Origin of the sequence: Prosthecobacter sp. (genome assembly GCF_049294395.1) — a bacterium.
GTDB lineage: Bacteria > Verrucomicrobiota > Verrucomicrobiia > Verrucomicrobiales > Verrucomicrobiaceae > Prosthecobacter.
In genome coordinates, this window is the sequence record NZ_JBAQCR010000395.1 from 45,239 (window position 1) to 60,066 (window position 14,828).

Here is a 14,828-nt window from a genome sequence, read left to right on the forward strand (position 1 = left end):
AGCGGAGGCCTCCACGATCGCTCTGAAGTCGTCCCGGGAAGGCAGCAACCGGGTTTTTATGATCATTGAATGCATGGTCGAAATCTACGCTTCAAAGCACATCATTGCGCCAAAATTTCCCTCTGAAATATGCACGCGACTTTGGGGGTGCACGCGATTTCACGGGGAATCCACTTAAAAGCCATGTCATCTCACATCACCGTCGAACGCGTTGAGACAAAGCAGACCCTCATTGAAGTTGCCGCCAAGACTGCAGAAGAGGCCTTTAAAGAAGTAAAAGCCGGTCAAGGACACGAATTGGGGACAGTCAAAAACTCCGAGCTCCTGATCCGTGAGAAAGACCTGCCCAAGCGGTCGCGCAAATAAGCTGCCGAAGAAGCCAGGTGACAAAATAAAGACATCACCTCATCAAAGCAGGACGATTCTTTAGCTGAGCATCAGGCCAGTACGATGGACACTCCTGTCGGTCGACCAGCGCTCACGCAGCGCCGTATCATAACCGCGCCGGTGGAAGCCCTTCTGAGCCGGTTCCATCGCTGCGCAAAAGCACAAAGTTTGCAGCTGGCAAACCGGCGATCATGACTATTGAAGGCCGGTTTGGAGTGAAGCGTGAGCGAGACAGCCTGCACCGCCGCTGATCGACAGGCAGGAATGCCTGTCGTACTTTACGCCCGCCCAGTCGCCGGGGTCCCGCGCTTGGCATCATCGTGGAAGAACCTCTCCATGCGCTCGCGCAGGTCGGCGTAGAAATTACGCGACATCTCCTCGATCGCTTCGGCCGTGTGGCTGACACCGCTCTTGGCGGCCAGTTCGCGCGCAATGCGGCTCCGCTCTTCAAAGTCGCGCTCCAGGTCCATGAGGTACACCAGGAACTCCTTCGCGGAACGCGCACCATCCACGCTGGTGATCAAAGAACGCTCCAGCGTCTTGTTGCGCGTCAGATTCAGCATTTTGCTCCCCGCCAGCTCCTTCATCTGCAGACTGAAGCCTTCCATGAAGGCTTTGCGCTCGCCTTCAAAACCCATTTCCTCTCGGTCCAGCAGCGTGTCATACGGGCCGGGCTTGGAGAAGAATTTCATGATCAGCGGAATCGTGTCCACCAGCATGAAGAGCAGCGTCAGCACCAGGTAGGCGACGAGAGCAAACGTGCCGCCCTGAGCCCCCTGCTCAAACAGCTCATGCAGCGCCAGCGTCTGCGTGAGAATGTCACGGCGCGGCTCTGCGCGGATGCCGGAGATGCGTGTGTCCTCGTCCTTAATGAGCTGGGTGATCTCCGTGTGCAGATTCTTCTGCTGCAGCAGCAGCGCGTCGATCTGCGTTTTGAGCGTCTCGCGGATGGCGTTCTGCTGGCCCACAAACTGGTCCGCCTGCTCCGTCTGCACCTTCTGCTTCAGCATCGCGACGCGATCCCGCTCCGCCTTGTCGAGCGCTGCCTTCTCGGCCGCCTGGGCATCCAGCGCGGTGTTCACACCGTCTTCAGCCGCTTTGATCTCAGCCACCACCGCGACGCGGGTCTTCGTCATCGTGTCCAGCACGCCGCTCAGACGCGCGGACTCCGCACGCCGCCAGGTGAGCTGGTCTTCCTGAATGCTCTTGGCACGTGGCCCCAGGCCGATGATGCCGCTGCGCTGGCCATTGACCTCGCGCTCAAATTCCGTCTGCCAGTGGTTCAGCTCCTCGGCGATCTTTTGGTACTCCTTGCTCAGCGTGGCCATCTCCGTGTCCAGCTTCGTCAGGCGCTCTTTGCCCGGAGCCACCGCATCGGCGATCTTCGCCTCGCGCTCCGCCTTGGCCGCCTTCTCATCTTCCGTCAGCGGCTTCTCGATCGGCTTGCCGCTCTCATCCAGAAACTTCGCCTGAAAGGTCGCGTTCCAGTTCTCGCGCTGTTTGGCGATCTCTTCCTCCAGCGGCACCAGCCGCGCCTCCACGGCGACCTTCTGCTGCTTCGAAACTTCACGCGCCGCCTCGATCTCGCTCTGCCGGTGTTTCTCGATGACCGAGGAAATCGTGTCCTTGAACAGCAGCAGCGTCAGCGGATGCGAAATCGTCACCCCCATCAGCGCGGCCACCACCAGGCGCAGCGAGAACTGCGAGATCTTGCGGAAGAAGCCCTGGTAGGCGCGATACGTGGCCAGCAGCGCACGGTCCACCGTCAGGATGATGAACGACCACACCAGCGACACCGGCGCGATGATGTACCAGTTGTCCGTCAGCGTGCTCAGCGCATACGCGCAGGCGATGATGGCAAACGTGGAGGGCACCAGCACCGTGGCGCCAAAGGCCACGTACTTGCGCCGCTCCCACGCCGGACAGGCATCGAGGTTGTCGGAGGAGGCTGCGGAGAGCCAGAAAAAGACGCGTTCGATGCGTTGCAGGAGGTTCATGGGCGTGTGGGGCTGCCGGATTCGGAGTGTGCGGGCGGGCGCGGGATTGTCAATCTGCGGGACTGGATTAATAAGGCCCACCCTATGACGCCAGTGTTCGACGAAGCATTCATCTGTGATTCCGTGCCTGCGGAAATCATGGATCATGCCTGGGCGTTAGGCTGGCGGCATTTTGGCAGGCATTTCTTCCGCTACAGCACCCAGCGTGCCCAGGACGGCGGCCTGCAGACCATCACCCCGCTGCGCATTGATCTCGACTGCTGCACCTTCTCCAAAAGCCAGCGCCGCGTGCTGAACAAGAACGCCGACCTGCGCACCGAGATCGCCCCCGCCGCCATCGATGACGAACTGCGCGCCCTCTTCCAGCGCCACAAGCAGCGCTTCACCCACAACATCCCCGAAACCCTGGAAACCTTCCTCGGCCCCGATCCCACCCAGGGCCCCTGCGAATGCCGCATGATCCGCGTGTTTGACGGCCCCCGCCTCATCGCCGCCAGTTTCCTTGATGTCGGCCAGCACGCCGCCTCCAGCGTCTACGGCCTCTTTGAGCCGGAGCACTCCCGGCGCAGCCTCGGCATCCTCACCCTGCTGCTGGAGATCCAGCACTGCCGCACCGCCGGCCTCCGCCATCTCTACTCCGGCTACGCCACCCGCGAGCCCAGCGTCTACGACTACAAAAAGCAGTTCCGCAGCACCGAATACCTCGACTGGACCCAAGGTGAGTGGCGGCCATTGCTGCCTTGACGCCCCATGTCGGGTGGATGCCCACTACTGCCAAGATAGCAAATGATCTCTTGGCGGCGGAGAAGCAGCCTACTTGCCGTCCAAGAGCGGCTGCAAGACGGGACCATCCATGTTTTTCACCTTCAAGCCGAGCAAGGCGCCAATCGTCGGTGCCACGGAGGTGTTGCTGACCGTGCCGCACCGGGCACCCGCCTGGATGCCCGCGCCCCAGGCGACAAACGTCGCGTGCATGTCCGGCTCTGCGGCGTCAGATCCGTGTGAGCCCTTGGTCACCCCATCCGGAGGCGTCACCACCACGTCGCCGATCGGCGAGTCCACGAAATTGAAACCGCTCGCCGCCGACAGCACGAGGTCAGCCATCTGCGGATTCTTCGCTGGATCAGGCAGCCCGTGGGCGGCGAAGTCACCCTGAGAGATCACGGCTCCCACGCCTTCCAGCTGGCGGAACTGCTCGGCGAGCTTCGCCACCTGCGCCGCACGGTCTTCATCCCGCAGCACATAAACAAAACAGGCTCCGCCCTGCGCCACGGCGCGGACACTGCCGCCCGTGATGCGCGTCCCGAGCGCGGTGAGCAATCCCTCCTGCCGCAGCAGCACATTCGGCAGAACTCGCCGGCGGTAGGACACGAAACCATGATCAGACACCACCACCAGCGTCGCGCGCCCGCCATGAGTGCGCTGCAGCTCCTGCCAGAGCTCGGCCACGCACGCGTCCTGATTTTTCAATGCGGCATAGGCCTGCGGTGAGCGGGGACCAAACCGGTGCTGTGCGTGATCGAGCTCCACAAAATGCATGAGCAGCAGATGCGGGCGATGAAGGCCCAGCAGATGCTTCCCCATCTGCGCAAACATGCGGTCCCTCTCCGCGATGCGCCCGGTGTTCCACCACTCCTCCTGCATGCCCCAAGGGATGCCTTTCGCGGTGAACTCCTCCAGCAGCGAGGGTGTGGCGAACTGCTTCACCAACGCGATCGAGCCCACATCCGGGATGGTCCAGTCCAGCGTACGCGCACCTCGAGTCGCAGGCCAGATCAACGCTGCCGTCTTGAGTCCCGCCTGTTTCGCGAGGTCGTAGATCGTCGGCACCTTCACAAGCTCGTCCTTGTTGAAAATGGGATCGACCACCAGCGGCACGATCTCGTTCTTCACGCGATCAAGCACGCTGTTGCCAAGAACCCCATGTTTTCCGGGATGGACGCCCGTGACCAGCGTGGTGTGGTTGGGCCAGGTGACCGTGGGCATCGAGGCGATCATGCCCTGCGCACGCGCCCCCTCGGCGGCCAGCCGGCGCAGCGTCGGGATCTCCGCCACGGGATCGTCGAGGTAGAAGTTCGCCAGGCCATCCACGCTCACCATCAAGACCATGCGCTCGGGAGTTTCCGCATCCACGCGGGCGGCACCAAGCAGCATGAAGAGAGCAAGCGGGAGAATGGAAAGACGGAACATCCCTGCGATGTAGCCTGCCTGCTCCGCGTTTCAAGCGATGCTGCACAACGCTGAAACCTCCAGCCTGACGCCGTGCCGGTGCTGTCCTCCCGTCAAGGCCGCGCCACAAACGGCCAGAACAGCGGGATGAAATACACGGACAAGCCCCAGAAGAGCAGGTTCAAGGGCACCCCCACACGGACGAAGTCACTGAAGCGATAACCGCCCGCATTGTACACCATCGTATTGGTCTGGTAGCCCACGGGGGTGGCAAAGCTGGTGGAGGCGGCGAAGGTCACGGCCACAAGGAAGGGCTTGGGATCAAGGCCGATGCTATGCGCCGTGGCGATGGCAATGGGAGCGATCAGCACGGCAGCGCCGGTGTTGCTCATGAACTCCGTGAGGATGGCCGTGACGAGATAGATGGCGGCAAGCAGGGCCACGGGATCATCCCTCCCGGCAAGGCGGAGCACCACATCCGTGATGGTCTGCGCGGCGCCGGTCTTCTGCATGGCGATGCCCAGCGGCAGGATGCCCGCCAGCATCACGAGCACGCGCCAGTCCACCGCACCATAAGCCTGCTCCGGGCGCAGGCAGCGCAGAATGATGAGCACCAGCACTCCCGCGAGGGCACCGACGAGAATGGGTAAAATTTTCAGTGCGGCGAGCACGACGACAAGAACGAACACCCCCAATGCCAGCAATGTCTTGCCACGCTGGCGCACCGGTGCCTCCAGCTCATTGAGGACGAGCAGGCCGTCCTCCGCACGCACGCGGTCGATGCCCGCCTGCTCTCCCAGCAGCAGCAGGGCATCTCCAATGCGCAGCCTCACGCTGGAGAGCTTTTCACGCAGCACCTGGCCGGTGCGCTGCACGGCCAGGGCGATGACGCCGGTTTTCTGGCCAAAGCGGATTTCCGCCAGCGTGCGCCCGATGAAGGGCGAACCTGGAGGGACGATGGTTTCACAGAGCTTCACCTCCTTGGAGCGGATGGTTTCATCCCGCAGCTTGAACTCGGGCTCGATTTCAAGCTTCAGCTTGGTGGTGACTGCCAGCAGCTTGTCCGGCCTTGCGCGAACGAGCAGAAGATCCTGCTCCTGCACGCTCTCACCCACGGCGGCCATGATGGTGTGGGTGGCACGACGGATCTCCAGCACGGTGACGTCATGCTCACGTGACAGCGGAGTCTGGCCAATGCGCTGGCCGATGAGCGGCGAGCCCGCCATGACGCGCAGCTCCGTGACATACTCGCCAAGCTGATAAACATCCGTGAGCTGCTCCGCGCGGCGCGCCGGCAGCAGCCAGCCGCCGAAAAACACCAGGTAGGCGACCCCGGCCAGCGTCAGCAACAGGCCCAGCGGAGCAAATTCAAACAGGCTGAAGCTGCCGAGACCTGACTTCTCGTAGATGGAGTTCACGAGGAGACTGGTGGAGGTGCCGATGAGCGTGCACACGCCGCCGAACTGGGAGGCAAAGCTCAGCGGGATTAGCACGCGTGAGGCGGGGATCTTTCTAGCGGCGGCAGCGGCGATGACCAGCGGCAGAAAGACGGCAACGGCCGCCGTGTTGTTGACGAAGGCGGAGACGGGCACCACGCAGAGCATGACGAGCATGCAGAACATGCCCGGGCTGCTGCCGCCGCTTTTGGCAAGCAGCCTGCCCAGGGCATCCAGCGCACCCGTCTTCTGCAAGGCTGAACTGAGCACGAACATGCAGCCCACGATGATGACGGCGGGATTGGAAAAGCCCGCGATTCCCTCCTCCACCGTGACCACCCCTGTGATGAGCAGAACGGCCGCGGCCAGCAGCGCGACGATGTCCACCGGCAGCTTTTCCGTGGCAAAGAGCATGACGGCTCCCAGGAGCGTGATGAGGGTCACCCAGAGATCAAAACTCATGCGGGCAAATGATCATGGAAGGATGCGCCCGCGCGGCGGGACCTTCGGATGAGGTGAGGATGTTTCATAGGGGGGCGTAAAGAGAAACGCAGCAATGGAGCCAAGGCAAGATCAGGCTACGAGCGCCCCCCGGTTCATGAGAGAAATTTCGGATGATTTCTGCTCCAGTGTCCATGAATGCAGCCAGAGTCTCGACAACGACACGGCCGATGAATGCACTTCATGCGTTTGCCGGGGTAAATGGGCGGCTGATTCAAGCCGCAGAAGCGCACGACAAAGCCAGTTTCGCTGGTTAATTCACCCATCCTCCGCCAGGCTGCCAAACAAATATCTGCCATTGCCTGACACCTCCAAAGCATGACCGCCTCCCCCATCGAAATCCTCGCGACCACGCTCTTCGCACTCGCCGTGCTGCACACCTTTGCGGTCAAGCGCTTCGCCCACTGGGCCCATCGCTATCCCGAAGGCTCCATCATGGAGAACATCCTGCATTTCCTGGCCGAAACCGAAGTCGTCTTTGGCCTTTGGGGGGCGGCGCTGTTCGCGGGAATCGCCGCGCTGAAACACTCGCTCCATGACGCGGTGGTTTACATCGACGGGCTGAACTTCACCGAGCCCAAGTTTGTCTTCGTCGTCATGGTCGTGGCGGCGACCCGCCCCGTGGTGCAGCTCGCGGAGACCTGCATCTCAGGCCTCGCACGCGTGCTGCCGTTTCAGGCCAGCGTGGCCTACTACTTTGCCGCCCTGTCCTTCGGCACCCTGCTGGGCTCGCTCATCACCGAGCCAGCGGCGATGACCCTGATCGCAATCCTTCTCAAACGCCGTTACTTCGACTGCGGCATCGGCACAGGCCTCGCCTACGCCACGCTCGGGCTGCTGTTTGTGAACATCTCCATTGGCGGCACGCTCACGCATTTTGCCGCGCCGCCCGTGCTCATGGTCGCCTCCAAGTGGCAGTGGGACTCCTGGTTCATGCTCACCCACTTTGGCTGGCGTGCCGTCGCCAGTTGCATCGTCGCCACCGCTATTGTGACCTTTTTCTACCGGGCCGAGCTGAGCCGGGTGGAAGTGGTGGAGCAGCCCGCGCGGCCCCTGCCCGCATGGCTCACGCTGCTGCATGTTGTCTTCCTGGCGCTGGTCGTGTTGTTCGCGCATCACCCGGATGTCTTCTTCGGCGTTTTCATGCTCTTCCTCGGCATGGTCAGCGCCACGCAGGAATTCCAGGATGATCTGCGCCTGCGTGAAGGCCTGCTCGTCGGCTACTTCCTCGCCGGTCTCGTCACCCTCGGATCGCTGCAGTCCTGGTGGCTGCAGCCGCTCATCGCCGGGCTGGATGGTTCCAGCATGTTCTTCGGCGCCACCGGCCTCACCGCCCTCACCGACAATGCCGCCCTGACCTATCTCGGCTCCTTGGTCGAAGGCATCTCCCCCAAGCTCCAGTACGCCCTCGTCGCCGGTGCCGTCACCGGCGGCGGCCTCACCGTCATCGCCAATGCCCCTAATCCAGCCGGCATCGGCATCCTGCAAAGCTCCAAGGCCTTCTCCAACGAAGGCATCAGCCCCCTGCGCCTCTTCCTCGGAGCCCTGCTGCCGACCAGCATCGCCATCCTGTTCTTCTGGCTGGTCTGACGCCGGCAGATGGCTCCCAGCCGGATTTGATGCCAGATGCCACGCCTAAGCACGGCATCACGGCATCTTTTTCAGGCCACCACCGCAAATGTGTGCACGTCATGGCATGGAATGGCATTTGATGGCAACCGTTGGCATCCTGCGACCGCCAAAGAGCGCATCTGCGGCATCTTTTTTGCCCGCATTTGATGCAGTGGATGTCAAAGAGCTCGCTCACCACCACGGCGCCTGCCCGCCGCAGCAGAGCGGAAAGCCCTCCCCCCTCTTTCGGTTCTGCGTCGCACAGCACCAGCCAAGGATGCTCAGTCCTGCCTGATGCAATCCGGCCGGCGCATCCCCCTCGGTGGCCTTCAATTCCCACGCCCCAAAAAAGATGCCCAGATGCCGCACTTAGGCGTGGCATCTGGCATCTTTTGTTCAGAGCACCTGCCCAATCGTGGCAACCCATGGCAAAACACAGACACTTAAGCGCATCGAGGCGCGGCCTTTGGAAGTGGGCGCAGAAGATGGCGGCATCTTTTTCGCATGAATTTGATGCCGTGGTTTCCTGCTGCAGCCGCGTGGATCAGCCCCCGCTTCACTTCTCCCCTTGCCATCCGGCTGCCGCCGGGTATTCGCGCAATAGATGGCCTACCACCAAACCTCCGAGCATGATCACGATGACCATGTCGAGCACCATGGCTACATCGCCATCGGCGAAGCTCGGTCCGAGGAGGACGGGCAGCTCGCATGCCTGACCTTGTTTGAACTCGGCATCCCCTGCGAACTGGCCCACGGCGAATCGGAGGTGGACGAGTTGCGCCGCTTTCTCGAGGGCTGGTCCGCAGGTCAGCGGCTTTTCGTCAAACCGCAGGATGCCGCACGAGCTCTCGCTGCCGTTGGTCCCAGGCTCGCCCCCACGCAGATCTGGACGAATGAAACTCTGTATCTCGAGCAGTGCCCCACAGAGCATCTCTTCAAGATCTTGGACTTCCGCGAGATTTGGACAAAACCCTGGGAGGAAGCCGCCCTCGGCACCGCCACGCGGGTGCTGGCGGCTCGCGGCATTCAGTATCCGCCTGACGGCGTTTCTTCCTGGGTCCTCCCGGCCACTTGTTTGATCTTCGGAATCTGGGGCGGCCCCTTGGCTGGCCTCATGATGCGATGGCGCATCGACAAAATGAGGCCCACAAAAGAAGGAGGCCAGCGTCCCCACTATGATGACAAAACACGCCAAAGGTCAGACCGCTGTCTGCTTACAGTTTTCATCATTTGGTGTGCCGTCGTCTTTGCGGCCATGGTTTTCAGAGGGCTGCATCCCGACTAGCCTGGTCCGCCCCCCTACCGCCGGATGTGCAAAAACAGATTCACGCCCTCAGGCTCCCACATCACCTCGATCGAATCCGCCGGCGCTCCCGCCTCCAGCGCCAGGGCGCGCAGATGATCCCGCGTGCGGTGCTGCAGCACCCAGTCGCCCAGCAGCTCCATGTAGTCTCGGCTCGGATTGTGGTCGGAGAAATTTCCCACCACCACCTCTCCGCCCCGCTTCGTCACGGCCATCAGTGCCTTGAGCAGAAAGACAAACGTCCGGTCCGTGAGGTAGTCAAACAGCCCCGCCGACCACACCAGCTCGTAGCCCTTGGCCGGCAGAAAGCGCAGCACATTGCGGTGGTAAAACTCCACCCGCTTGGCAAACGGCACGCACAGCTTCTTCGCCCGCTCGATGGCGTGGATCTCGGCGTCCACGCAGTCAAAAAACACATCGCAGTCCGGGTTGTCCAGCACCCACTCACGCACGTCACGCGCCGGGCCGCTGGCCACGTTCAGCACGCTCAGCGGCGCCTTGGTGCGCCCGGCGGCGTGTGAATTCAGCAGCTGGTGAAAGTAGGCCTTCCGGTTTCGCACCGCATTCGGCGCCGCCTGGGAGTGAAAGTAGAGATCCCAGCGCCGCAGGTGCGGCTCTTGGGCGATCTGCATCGTGTAGATGGCCTCAATGATCTCAAAATCACCGCTGTAGCCGTATTTCTTCCCCAGCGCCCGCGCCTGCATCGTCCCTTCCAGATGCCTATTTGTAACGTCTTGAGCGTAAGCAAGCACATCATCCCGGGCGATCACCTTGGCGCGTACAGCATCTCCCAGCAGCCGCAGCGTACGGTTCATCTGCGCATAGTCATTCGGCATCGGACCGCCCTGCGCCATGAGTTCCCGCAGCAGCTCGTCACACTCAATCAAAGGCGCAAATTCGTTCTTACGAACTGAATGGCGTTCTTGGAGGACAGGGGGCGGCATGCGCAGGGGGTGGCAGATTGAAGCCTCGATAGGCGTAATGGGTTGATAATAAGCGTTTATTTACATTTCGGGAAGCAAAAAATAACAGATCCCGCCTGCAAACCTCTGTTTTGGGTCAATTCACATTCATCCGTAAAATCAGCACTTCTGGCGGAGATAAGAACATAAGCCCACTCATGTCTCCCTCCGAAAACGAACGCCACCACCGCTTCCTGCGCAGCTTCACCGCTCATGAGCCCGCCATCCGCGCCCATGTGCGGAGGCTGGTGCCCGCACGCGCAGACGCGGATGATGTGATGCAGGAGATCAGCGTCGTGCTCTGGGAAAAATTCGACACCCTGCGCGAGGGCGCAGACTTCAAAGCCTGGGCCTTCGGCGTGGCACGCTATGAGGTCCTCGCCTGGCTGCGGGATCGCGGTCGCGACCGCCTCGTGCTGGATGAAGAAGTCATCACCAAGATCGCCGAGGAGACCACCACCATGGAACCCCTGCTGGAGCGCCAGCGCGAGGCCCTGGAGCTCTGCATGCAAAAGGTGCCCGAAGAGCAGCGCGGCCTCCTCATGCAGGCCTATCAGCCCGACTCCAGCATCCAAACCGTCGCACAGGACAGCGGCCGCAGCGTCCCCGGCTTTTACCAGTGGCTGCACCGCATGCGCAAGCTCCTGCTCGACTGCATCCGCCGCGCCATGACTCAGGAGGTGGCCTCATGAAAGCCGAGCTGGAAGTCCTCACCACCGCCTATCTCGACGGCACCATCACGCCGCCGCAGCTGCAGCAGCTCAATGCCCTGCTGCTGGCCGATGCCGCAGCACGTCGTGAATTCGCCGAACTGCTCAATGTGGACTCCGCCCTCGCTGCTCTGGCCGCAGACTGGACACCACCTCAAGTCACCGCGAAGCCTGCGAAGCCCACCCGCTGGCTCACCGCTTCGCCACGCTGGCTCGCCGCCGCCGCCTGCCTCTCCCTGTTCCTCGGTGCCTGGTTTTGGCAGGACACCCATCGCGCCTTTGCCACCGTGGGCAAAGCCGCCGGTGTGGTGGAGCTTGCCGATGGCACAAAACTGCGTGGCGAAACCTACCACATCGATGCGGGCAGCATCTCCCTCACCACCGCACGCGGCGCACGCATCGTCATCGAGGCACCCGCAGAGTTTCGCTTTGAGTCCGCGCAGCGTCTGCACATGAAGCGCGGCCGCCTTGCTGCCGATGTACCACCTTCAGCCAAGGGCTTCACCGTCATCACTCCCACCGGAGACGCCGTGGATCTCGGCACACGCTTTGGAGTGGATGTGCCCTCCAGCGGCTCCGCGGAGGTCCACGTGTTTCAGGGCGAAGTCATCACCAAGGCCTCCGGCGCTCAGGCCAATCAAAGCCTGCGTGGTGGCGACGCCGTGTCGTTTGCTCAAGGCGCCAGCACCTCCCGCGAACTGCGCTCCTCCGCCTTCATCCAGCCGGATGAACTCCCCGGCCTCACCGCCGGACTCGCCGCTGGTCAGCGCGCGCTCTCCGCCACAGCCGTCGCCGCATTGAAGCAGGACCCCGCGCTCATTGCCTTGCTCGACTTTGAATCCGCCGAGGAACTCCCCGGCGTGTACCGCCGCGTGCAGGGCCGCTGGCCGGGCTCGCACGCGCCGGAGGTTGTGAATGTGGGCGATCACTTGAAGCTTGATGTCGGCGGTGGCCGCGACTGGCCGCAGCTCACACTCGCCGCCTGGGTGCGCATTGACCGCCTCGGCGCGCCCTACCAGTCCCTGCTACATACGGATGGCTGGAGCGGCAACAATCCCGGCCAGGTGCACTGGATCGTCAACCGCGACACCACCATGCGCCTCGCCCTCATCGGCAACACCCTTGCCCCCGGGTCGACCGAGCGCCAGGGCCACCCCGATTCCCGCACCCCCGTGCTGCCAGAGCAAGGCCGCTGGGTTCACCTCGCCACCGTCTATGATTCCACACGCGGCACCGTGCGCTTTTATCTCAATGGTCAGCTAGACAGTGAAACTCACCTGCAGACCGCACATCCCGCACGCCTCGGTCCCGCGCAGATCGGCAACTGGAACCAGCAGGACCGCAAGCTCAGCGGTCGTGTCGATGAACTCCTCCTGCTCGGCCGCGCCATGTCTGACGATGAACTCCGCGCCCTGCACGCCGCAGGCAATCCTTACCGCTGATCCCACTTCATGAAGCTGGCCGCTCTCCTTCTCCTCACCTCTTCCAGCCTTGCCGCTGCCGTTGATTTCGTCCGCGAGGTCCGCCCCATCTTGCAGAAGCACTGCTACATCTGCCATGGCGAGAAAAAACAAAAGTCCGGCCTCCGCCTCGACATCAAAGCCGCTGCCTTCAAAGGCGGAGACAAACACTCGCCCGACATCATCTCCGGCAAAGCCAGCGACAGCCCGCTCATCCACTTCATCACCACCGATGACGACGATGAACTCATGCCCCCCAAAGGCAAGCTCCCCGCCAGCGACATCGCCACCCTCACCACTTGGATCAACGAAGGCGCCCCATGGCCCGACGGCGTCGACCTCGCCAAACTCGAAGACCGCCGCGATCACTGGTCCTTCAAGCCGCTTCAAGTTCCAAGTTCTCCTCAAAGGATCGACACATTCATCGACGCCAAGCTCGCCGAAAAAAACCTCCATCGCTCTCCTCCCGCAGATCCTGTCTCGCTCATCCGCCGCATCACCTTCGACCTCATCGGCCTGCCACCCACACCCGAAGAAACCACCGCCTTCGAAAAAGAGTTCATCCAGGATCGAGCCTCCAGCATCCAGCATCTAGTGGACCGTCTGCTCAAGAGCGAACGCTACGGCGAACGCTGGGCCCAGCACTGGCTCGATGTCGTGCGCTACGCCGACACGCACGGCTTTGAGGTCAACACCGAGCGCCCCAATTCCTGGCCCTACCGCGACTACGTCATCCGCTCCTTCAACAACGACACGCCTTACGATCGCTTCATCAAAGAGCAGATCGTGGGAGATGCCATGGGCCAGGACGCAGCCACGGGATTCCTCGTCACCGCCTCCGTGCTGCTCCCCGGCCAGATCGGCAAGGACGATGCCTCCAAGCGCCTCGCACGGCAGGACTCCATCGATGAGATGGTCATGAACATCGGCCAGACCTTCCTCGGCCTCAGCGTCGGCTGCGCACGCTGCCACGATCACAAGTTCGACCCCATCACCGCCAAGGATTACTACGCCATGCAGGCCTTCGTCGCCGGTGTCGAATACGCCGACCGCGATCTTCACACGCCCGCAGCCGAAGCCGCACGCGCGGAGGAGAAAAAGCTCAAAGCACGCCTCGCAGAGATCGACAAAGAACTCGCCCACTTCGTGCCCATGGCGAAATCCGGTGCCGAGCGCCCCATGATCAACGCCCGCGAAAACTCGGACCGCTTTCCCCCCGTGAAGACGCAGCGCCTGCGCTTCACCATCAAGGCCACCACCAACCTGGAGCCCTGCATCGATGAACTCGAAGTCTTCAACACCCGCGGAGAAAACGTCGCCCTCGCCACCACCGGCACCAAGCGCAAATCCTCCGGCGACATCGGCGTGGCCGAGCGCCACGAACTCCGCTTCCTCAATGACGGCCGCTACGGCAACTCACGCAGCTGGCTTTCCAACGCACTCGGCAAAGGCTGGGTGGAACTCGAGTTCCCGCAGGAGCAAACCGTCGAGCGCGTCGTCTGGAGCCGCGACCGCGATGGCAAATTCACCGACCGTCTCGCCACCGATTACCAAATCGAAATCAGCGATGCCGCAGGCCACTGGCACACCGTGGCCGATGCCAGCGACCGCCAGAAGTTTGACCCCACGAACAAGAAGCTCGCCAAGCCCACACTCAAGGGCCTCACCCCCGCCGAAAACAAACGCGCCCGCCCGCTCTTCGAGGAGAAGTCACGCACCGAGAAACAAATCGCCCAGGCCGTCAACCAGCAGAAAGTCTTCGCCGGCACCTTCCGCACCCCGGACGATATTCACCTCCTCAATCGCGGCGATCCCGAGCAGCCCAAGGAAGCCGTCACCCCCGCCGTGCTCAGTGCCCTCGGCAACGTGACACTCCCCAAAGAATCCGCCGAACAGGACCGCCGCCGCGCCCTCGCCGACTGGATCGCCAGCGCACAGAATCCCCTCACCGCCCGCGTCATGGTGAACCGCATCTGGCAGGGCCACTTCGGCACCGGCTTCGTGCAAACCCCCAGCGACTTCGGCCGCATGGGCATGAAGCCCACCCACCCCGAACTCCTCGACTATCTCGCCGCGGAATTCATCCGCAGCGGCTGGAGCGTGAAGCACATGCACCGCCTCATCCTGTTGTCAGAGACTTATGGGCAGTCGTCGCAGAGCATCAAAGAGAATGAGACCATCGACTCCGATGTCCGCTACCTCTGGCGCTACCCATCACGCCGCCTCGAAGCCGAATCCATCCGCGACTCCATGCTCACCGTCAGCGGTCGTTTGAATCTGCAGATGTATGGC

At 62.3% G+C, this 14,828-nt stretch carries 11 protein-coding genes; 7 read left to right on the forward strand and 4 right to left on the reverse strand.

Annotation, left to right across the window (positions count from 1 at the left end; all coding sequences use genetic code 11):
- Window positions 1-183: 183 nt before the first annotated feature.
- Complete coding sequence (locus tag WAW39_RS27205) at window positions 184-366, forward strand: hypothetical protein (protein WP_422322366.1); 183 nt, start codon at window positions 184-186, stop codon at window positions 364-366.
- 299 nt (window positions 367-665) lie between these two features.
- Here WAW39_RS27205 and WAW39_RS27210 read toward each other — a convergent pair whose 3' ends face one another.
- Entirely contained in the window at window positions 666-2,384 is a 1,719-nt protein-coding gene (locus WAW39_RS27210; protein WP_422322368.1) for a DUF4407 domain-containing protein, read from the reverse strand.
- A gap of 84 nt (window positions 2,385-2,468) precedes the next feature.
- Here WAW39_RS27210 and WAW39_RS27215 point away from each other — a divergent pair, with 84 nt between their 5' ends.
- Window positions 2,469-3,128 (forward strand): GNAT family N-acetyltransferase, encoded by a 660-nt coding sequence (locus WAW39_RS27215; RefSeq protein ID WP_422322370.1) that lies wholly within the window; start codon window positions 2,469-2,471, stop codon window positions 3,126-3,128.
- A 69-nt stretch (window positions 3,129-3,197) separates the two neighbouring features.
- Here WAW39_RS27215 and WAW39_RS27220 read toward each other — a convergent pair whose 3' ends face one another.
- Together WAW39_RS27220 and WAW39_RS27225 are read right to left on the reverse strand one after the other, a co-directional pair.
- Window positions 3,198-4,574, reverse strand: coding sequence for an alkaline phosphatase family protein (locus WAW39_RS27220; protein ID WP_422322372.1), 1,377 nt, complete (start codon window positions 4,572-4,574; stop codon window positions 3,198-3,200).
- A 92-nt stretch (window positions 4,575-4,666) separates the two neighbouring features.
- A complete protein-coding gene (locus tag WAW39_RS27225) occupies window positions 4,667-6,451 on the reverse strand; it encodes an SLC13 family permease (protein WP_422322374.1) in 1,785 nt (594 codons plus the stop codon).
- A 357-nt stretch (window positions 6,452-6,808) separates the two neighbouring features.
- On the opposite strand from WAW39_RS27225, the gene WAW39_RS27230 reads away from it, so the two are divergent.
- Together WAW39_RS27230 and WAW39_RS27235 are read left to right on the forward strand one after the other, a co-directional pair.
- Window positions 6,809-8,080, forward strand: coding sequence for a putative Na+/H+ antiporter (locus WAW39_RS27230; RefSeq protein WP_422322376.1), 1,272 nt, complete (start codon window positions 6,809-6,811; stop codon window positions 8,078-8,080).
- Window positions 8,081-8,705: 625 nt separating this feature from the next.
- Entirely contained in the window at window positions 8,706-9,386 is a 681-nt protein-coding gene (locus WAW39_RS27235; RefSeq protein ID WP_422322378.1) for a hypothetical protein, read from the forward strand.
- Between the two features lie 14 nt (window positions 9,387-9,400).
- On the opposite strand, the gene WAW39_RS27240 is transcribed toward WAW39_RS27235, so the two are convergent.
- Window positions 9,401-10,348, reverse strand: a complete 948-nt coding sequence (locus WAW39_RS27240) for a class I SAM-dependent methyltransferase (RefSeq protein WP_422322380.1) — start codon at window positions 10,346-10,348, stop codon at window positions 9,401-9,403.
- A gap of 176 nt (window positions 10,349-10,524) precedes the next feature.
- Between WAW39_RS27240 and WAW39_RS27245 the strand changes: the two genes are divergently transcribed.
- The 3 genes from WAW39_RS27245 to WAW39_RS27255 form a co-directional block, all read left to right on the forward strand.
- Entirely contained in the window at window positions 10,525-11,058 is a 534-nt protein-coding gene (locus WAW39_RS27245) for a sigma-70 family RNA polymerase sigma factor (protein WP_422322382.1), read from the forward strand.
- Window positions 11,055-12,518 carry a LamG-like jellyroll fold domain-containing protein gene (locus tag WAW39_RS27250; RefSeq protein ID WP_422322384.1) on the forward strand — a complete coding sequence of 488 codons (1,464 nt, stop codon included), beginning with the start codon at window positions 11,055-11,057 and terminating at the stop codon, window positions 12,516-12,518. Before WAW39_RS27245 ends, WAW39_RS27250 begins: the two co-directional genes overlap by 4 nt.
- 9 nt (window positions 12,519-12,527) lie before the next feature.
- Window positions 12,528-14,828 (forward strand): PSD1 and planctomycete cytochrome C domain-containing protein (locus WAW39_RS27255; protein WP_422322386.1); only part of this gene is annotated, 2,301 nt, incomplete at its 3' end.

Bases quoted from the DNA above. Each gene is read 5' to 3' on its own strand.
- WAW39_RS27205 (WP_422322366.1), top strand. From the start codon at position 184: ATGTCATCTCACATCACCGTCGAACGCGTTGAGACAAAGCAGACCCTC.
- WAW39_RS27210 (WP_422322368.1), bottom strand. From the start codon at position 2,384: ATGAACCTCCTGCAACGCATCGAACGCGTCTTTTTCTGGCTCTCCGCA.
- WAW39_RS27215 (WP_422322370.1), top strand. From the start codon at position 2,469: ATGACGCCAGTGTTCGACGAAGCATTCATCTGTGATTCCGTGCCTGCG.
- WAW39_RS27220 (WP_422322372.1), bottom strand. From the start codon at position 4,574: ATGTTCCGTCTTTCCATTCTCCCGCTTGCTCTCTTCATGCTGCTTGGT.
- WAW39_RS27225 (WP_422322374.1), bottom strand. From the start codon at position 6,451: ATGAGTTTTGATCTCTGGGTGACCCTCATCACGCTCCTGGGAGCCGTC.
- WAW39_RS27230 (WP_422322376.1), top strand. From the start codon at position 6,809: ATGACCGCCTCCCCCATCGAAATCCTCGCGACCACGCTCTTCGCACTC.
- WAW39_RS27235 (WP_422322378.1), top strand. From the start codon at position 8,706: ATGGCCTACCACCAAACCTCCGAGCATGATCACGATGACCATGTCGAG.
- WAW39_RS27240 (WP_422322380.1), bottom strand. From the start codon at position 10,348: ATGCCGCCCCCTGTCCTCCAAGAACGCCATTCAGTTCGTAAGAACGAA.
- WAW39_RS27245 (WP_422322382.1), top strand. From the start codon at position 10,525: ATGTCTCCCTCCGAAAACGAACGCCACCACCGCTTCCTGCGCAGCTTC.
- WAW39_RS27250 (WP_422322384.1), top strand. From the start codon at position 11,055: ATGAAAGCCGAGCTGGAAGTCCTCACCACCGCCTATCTCGACGGCACC.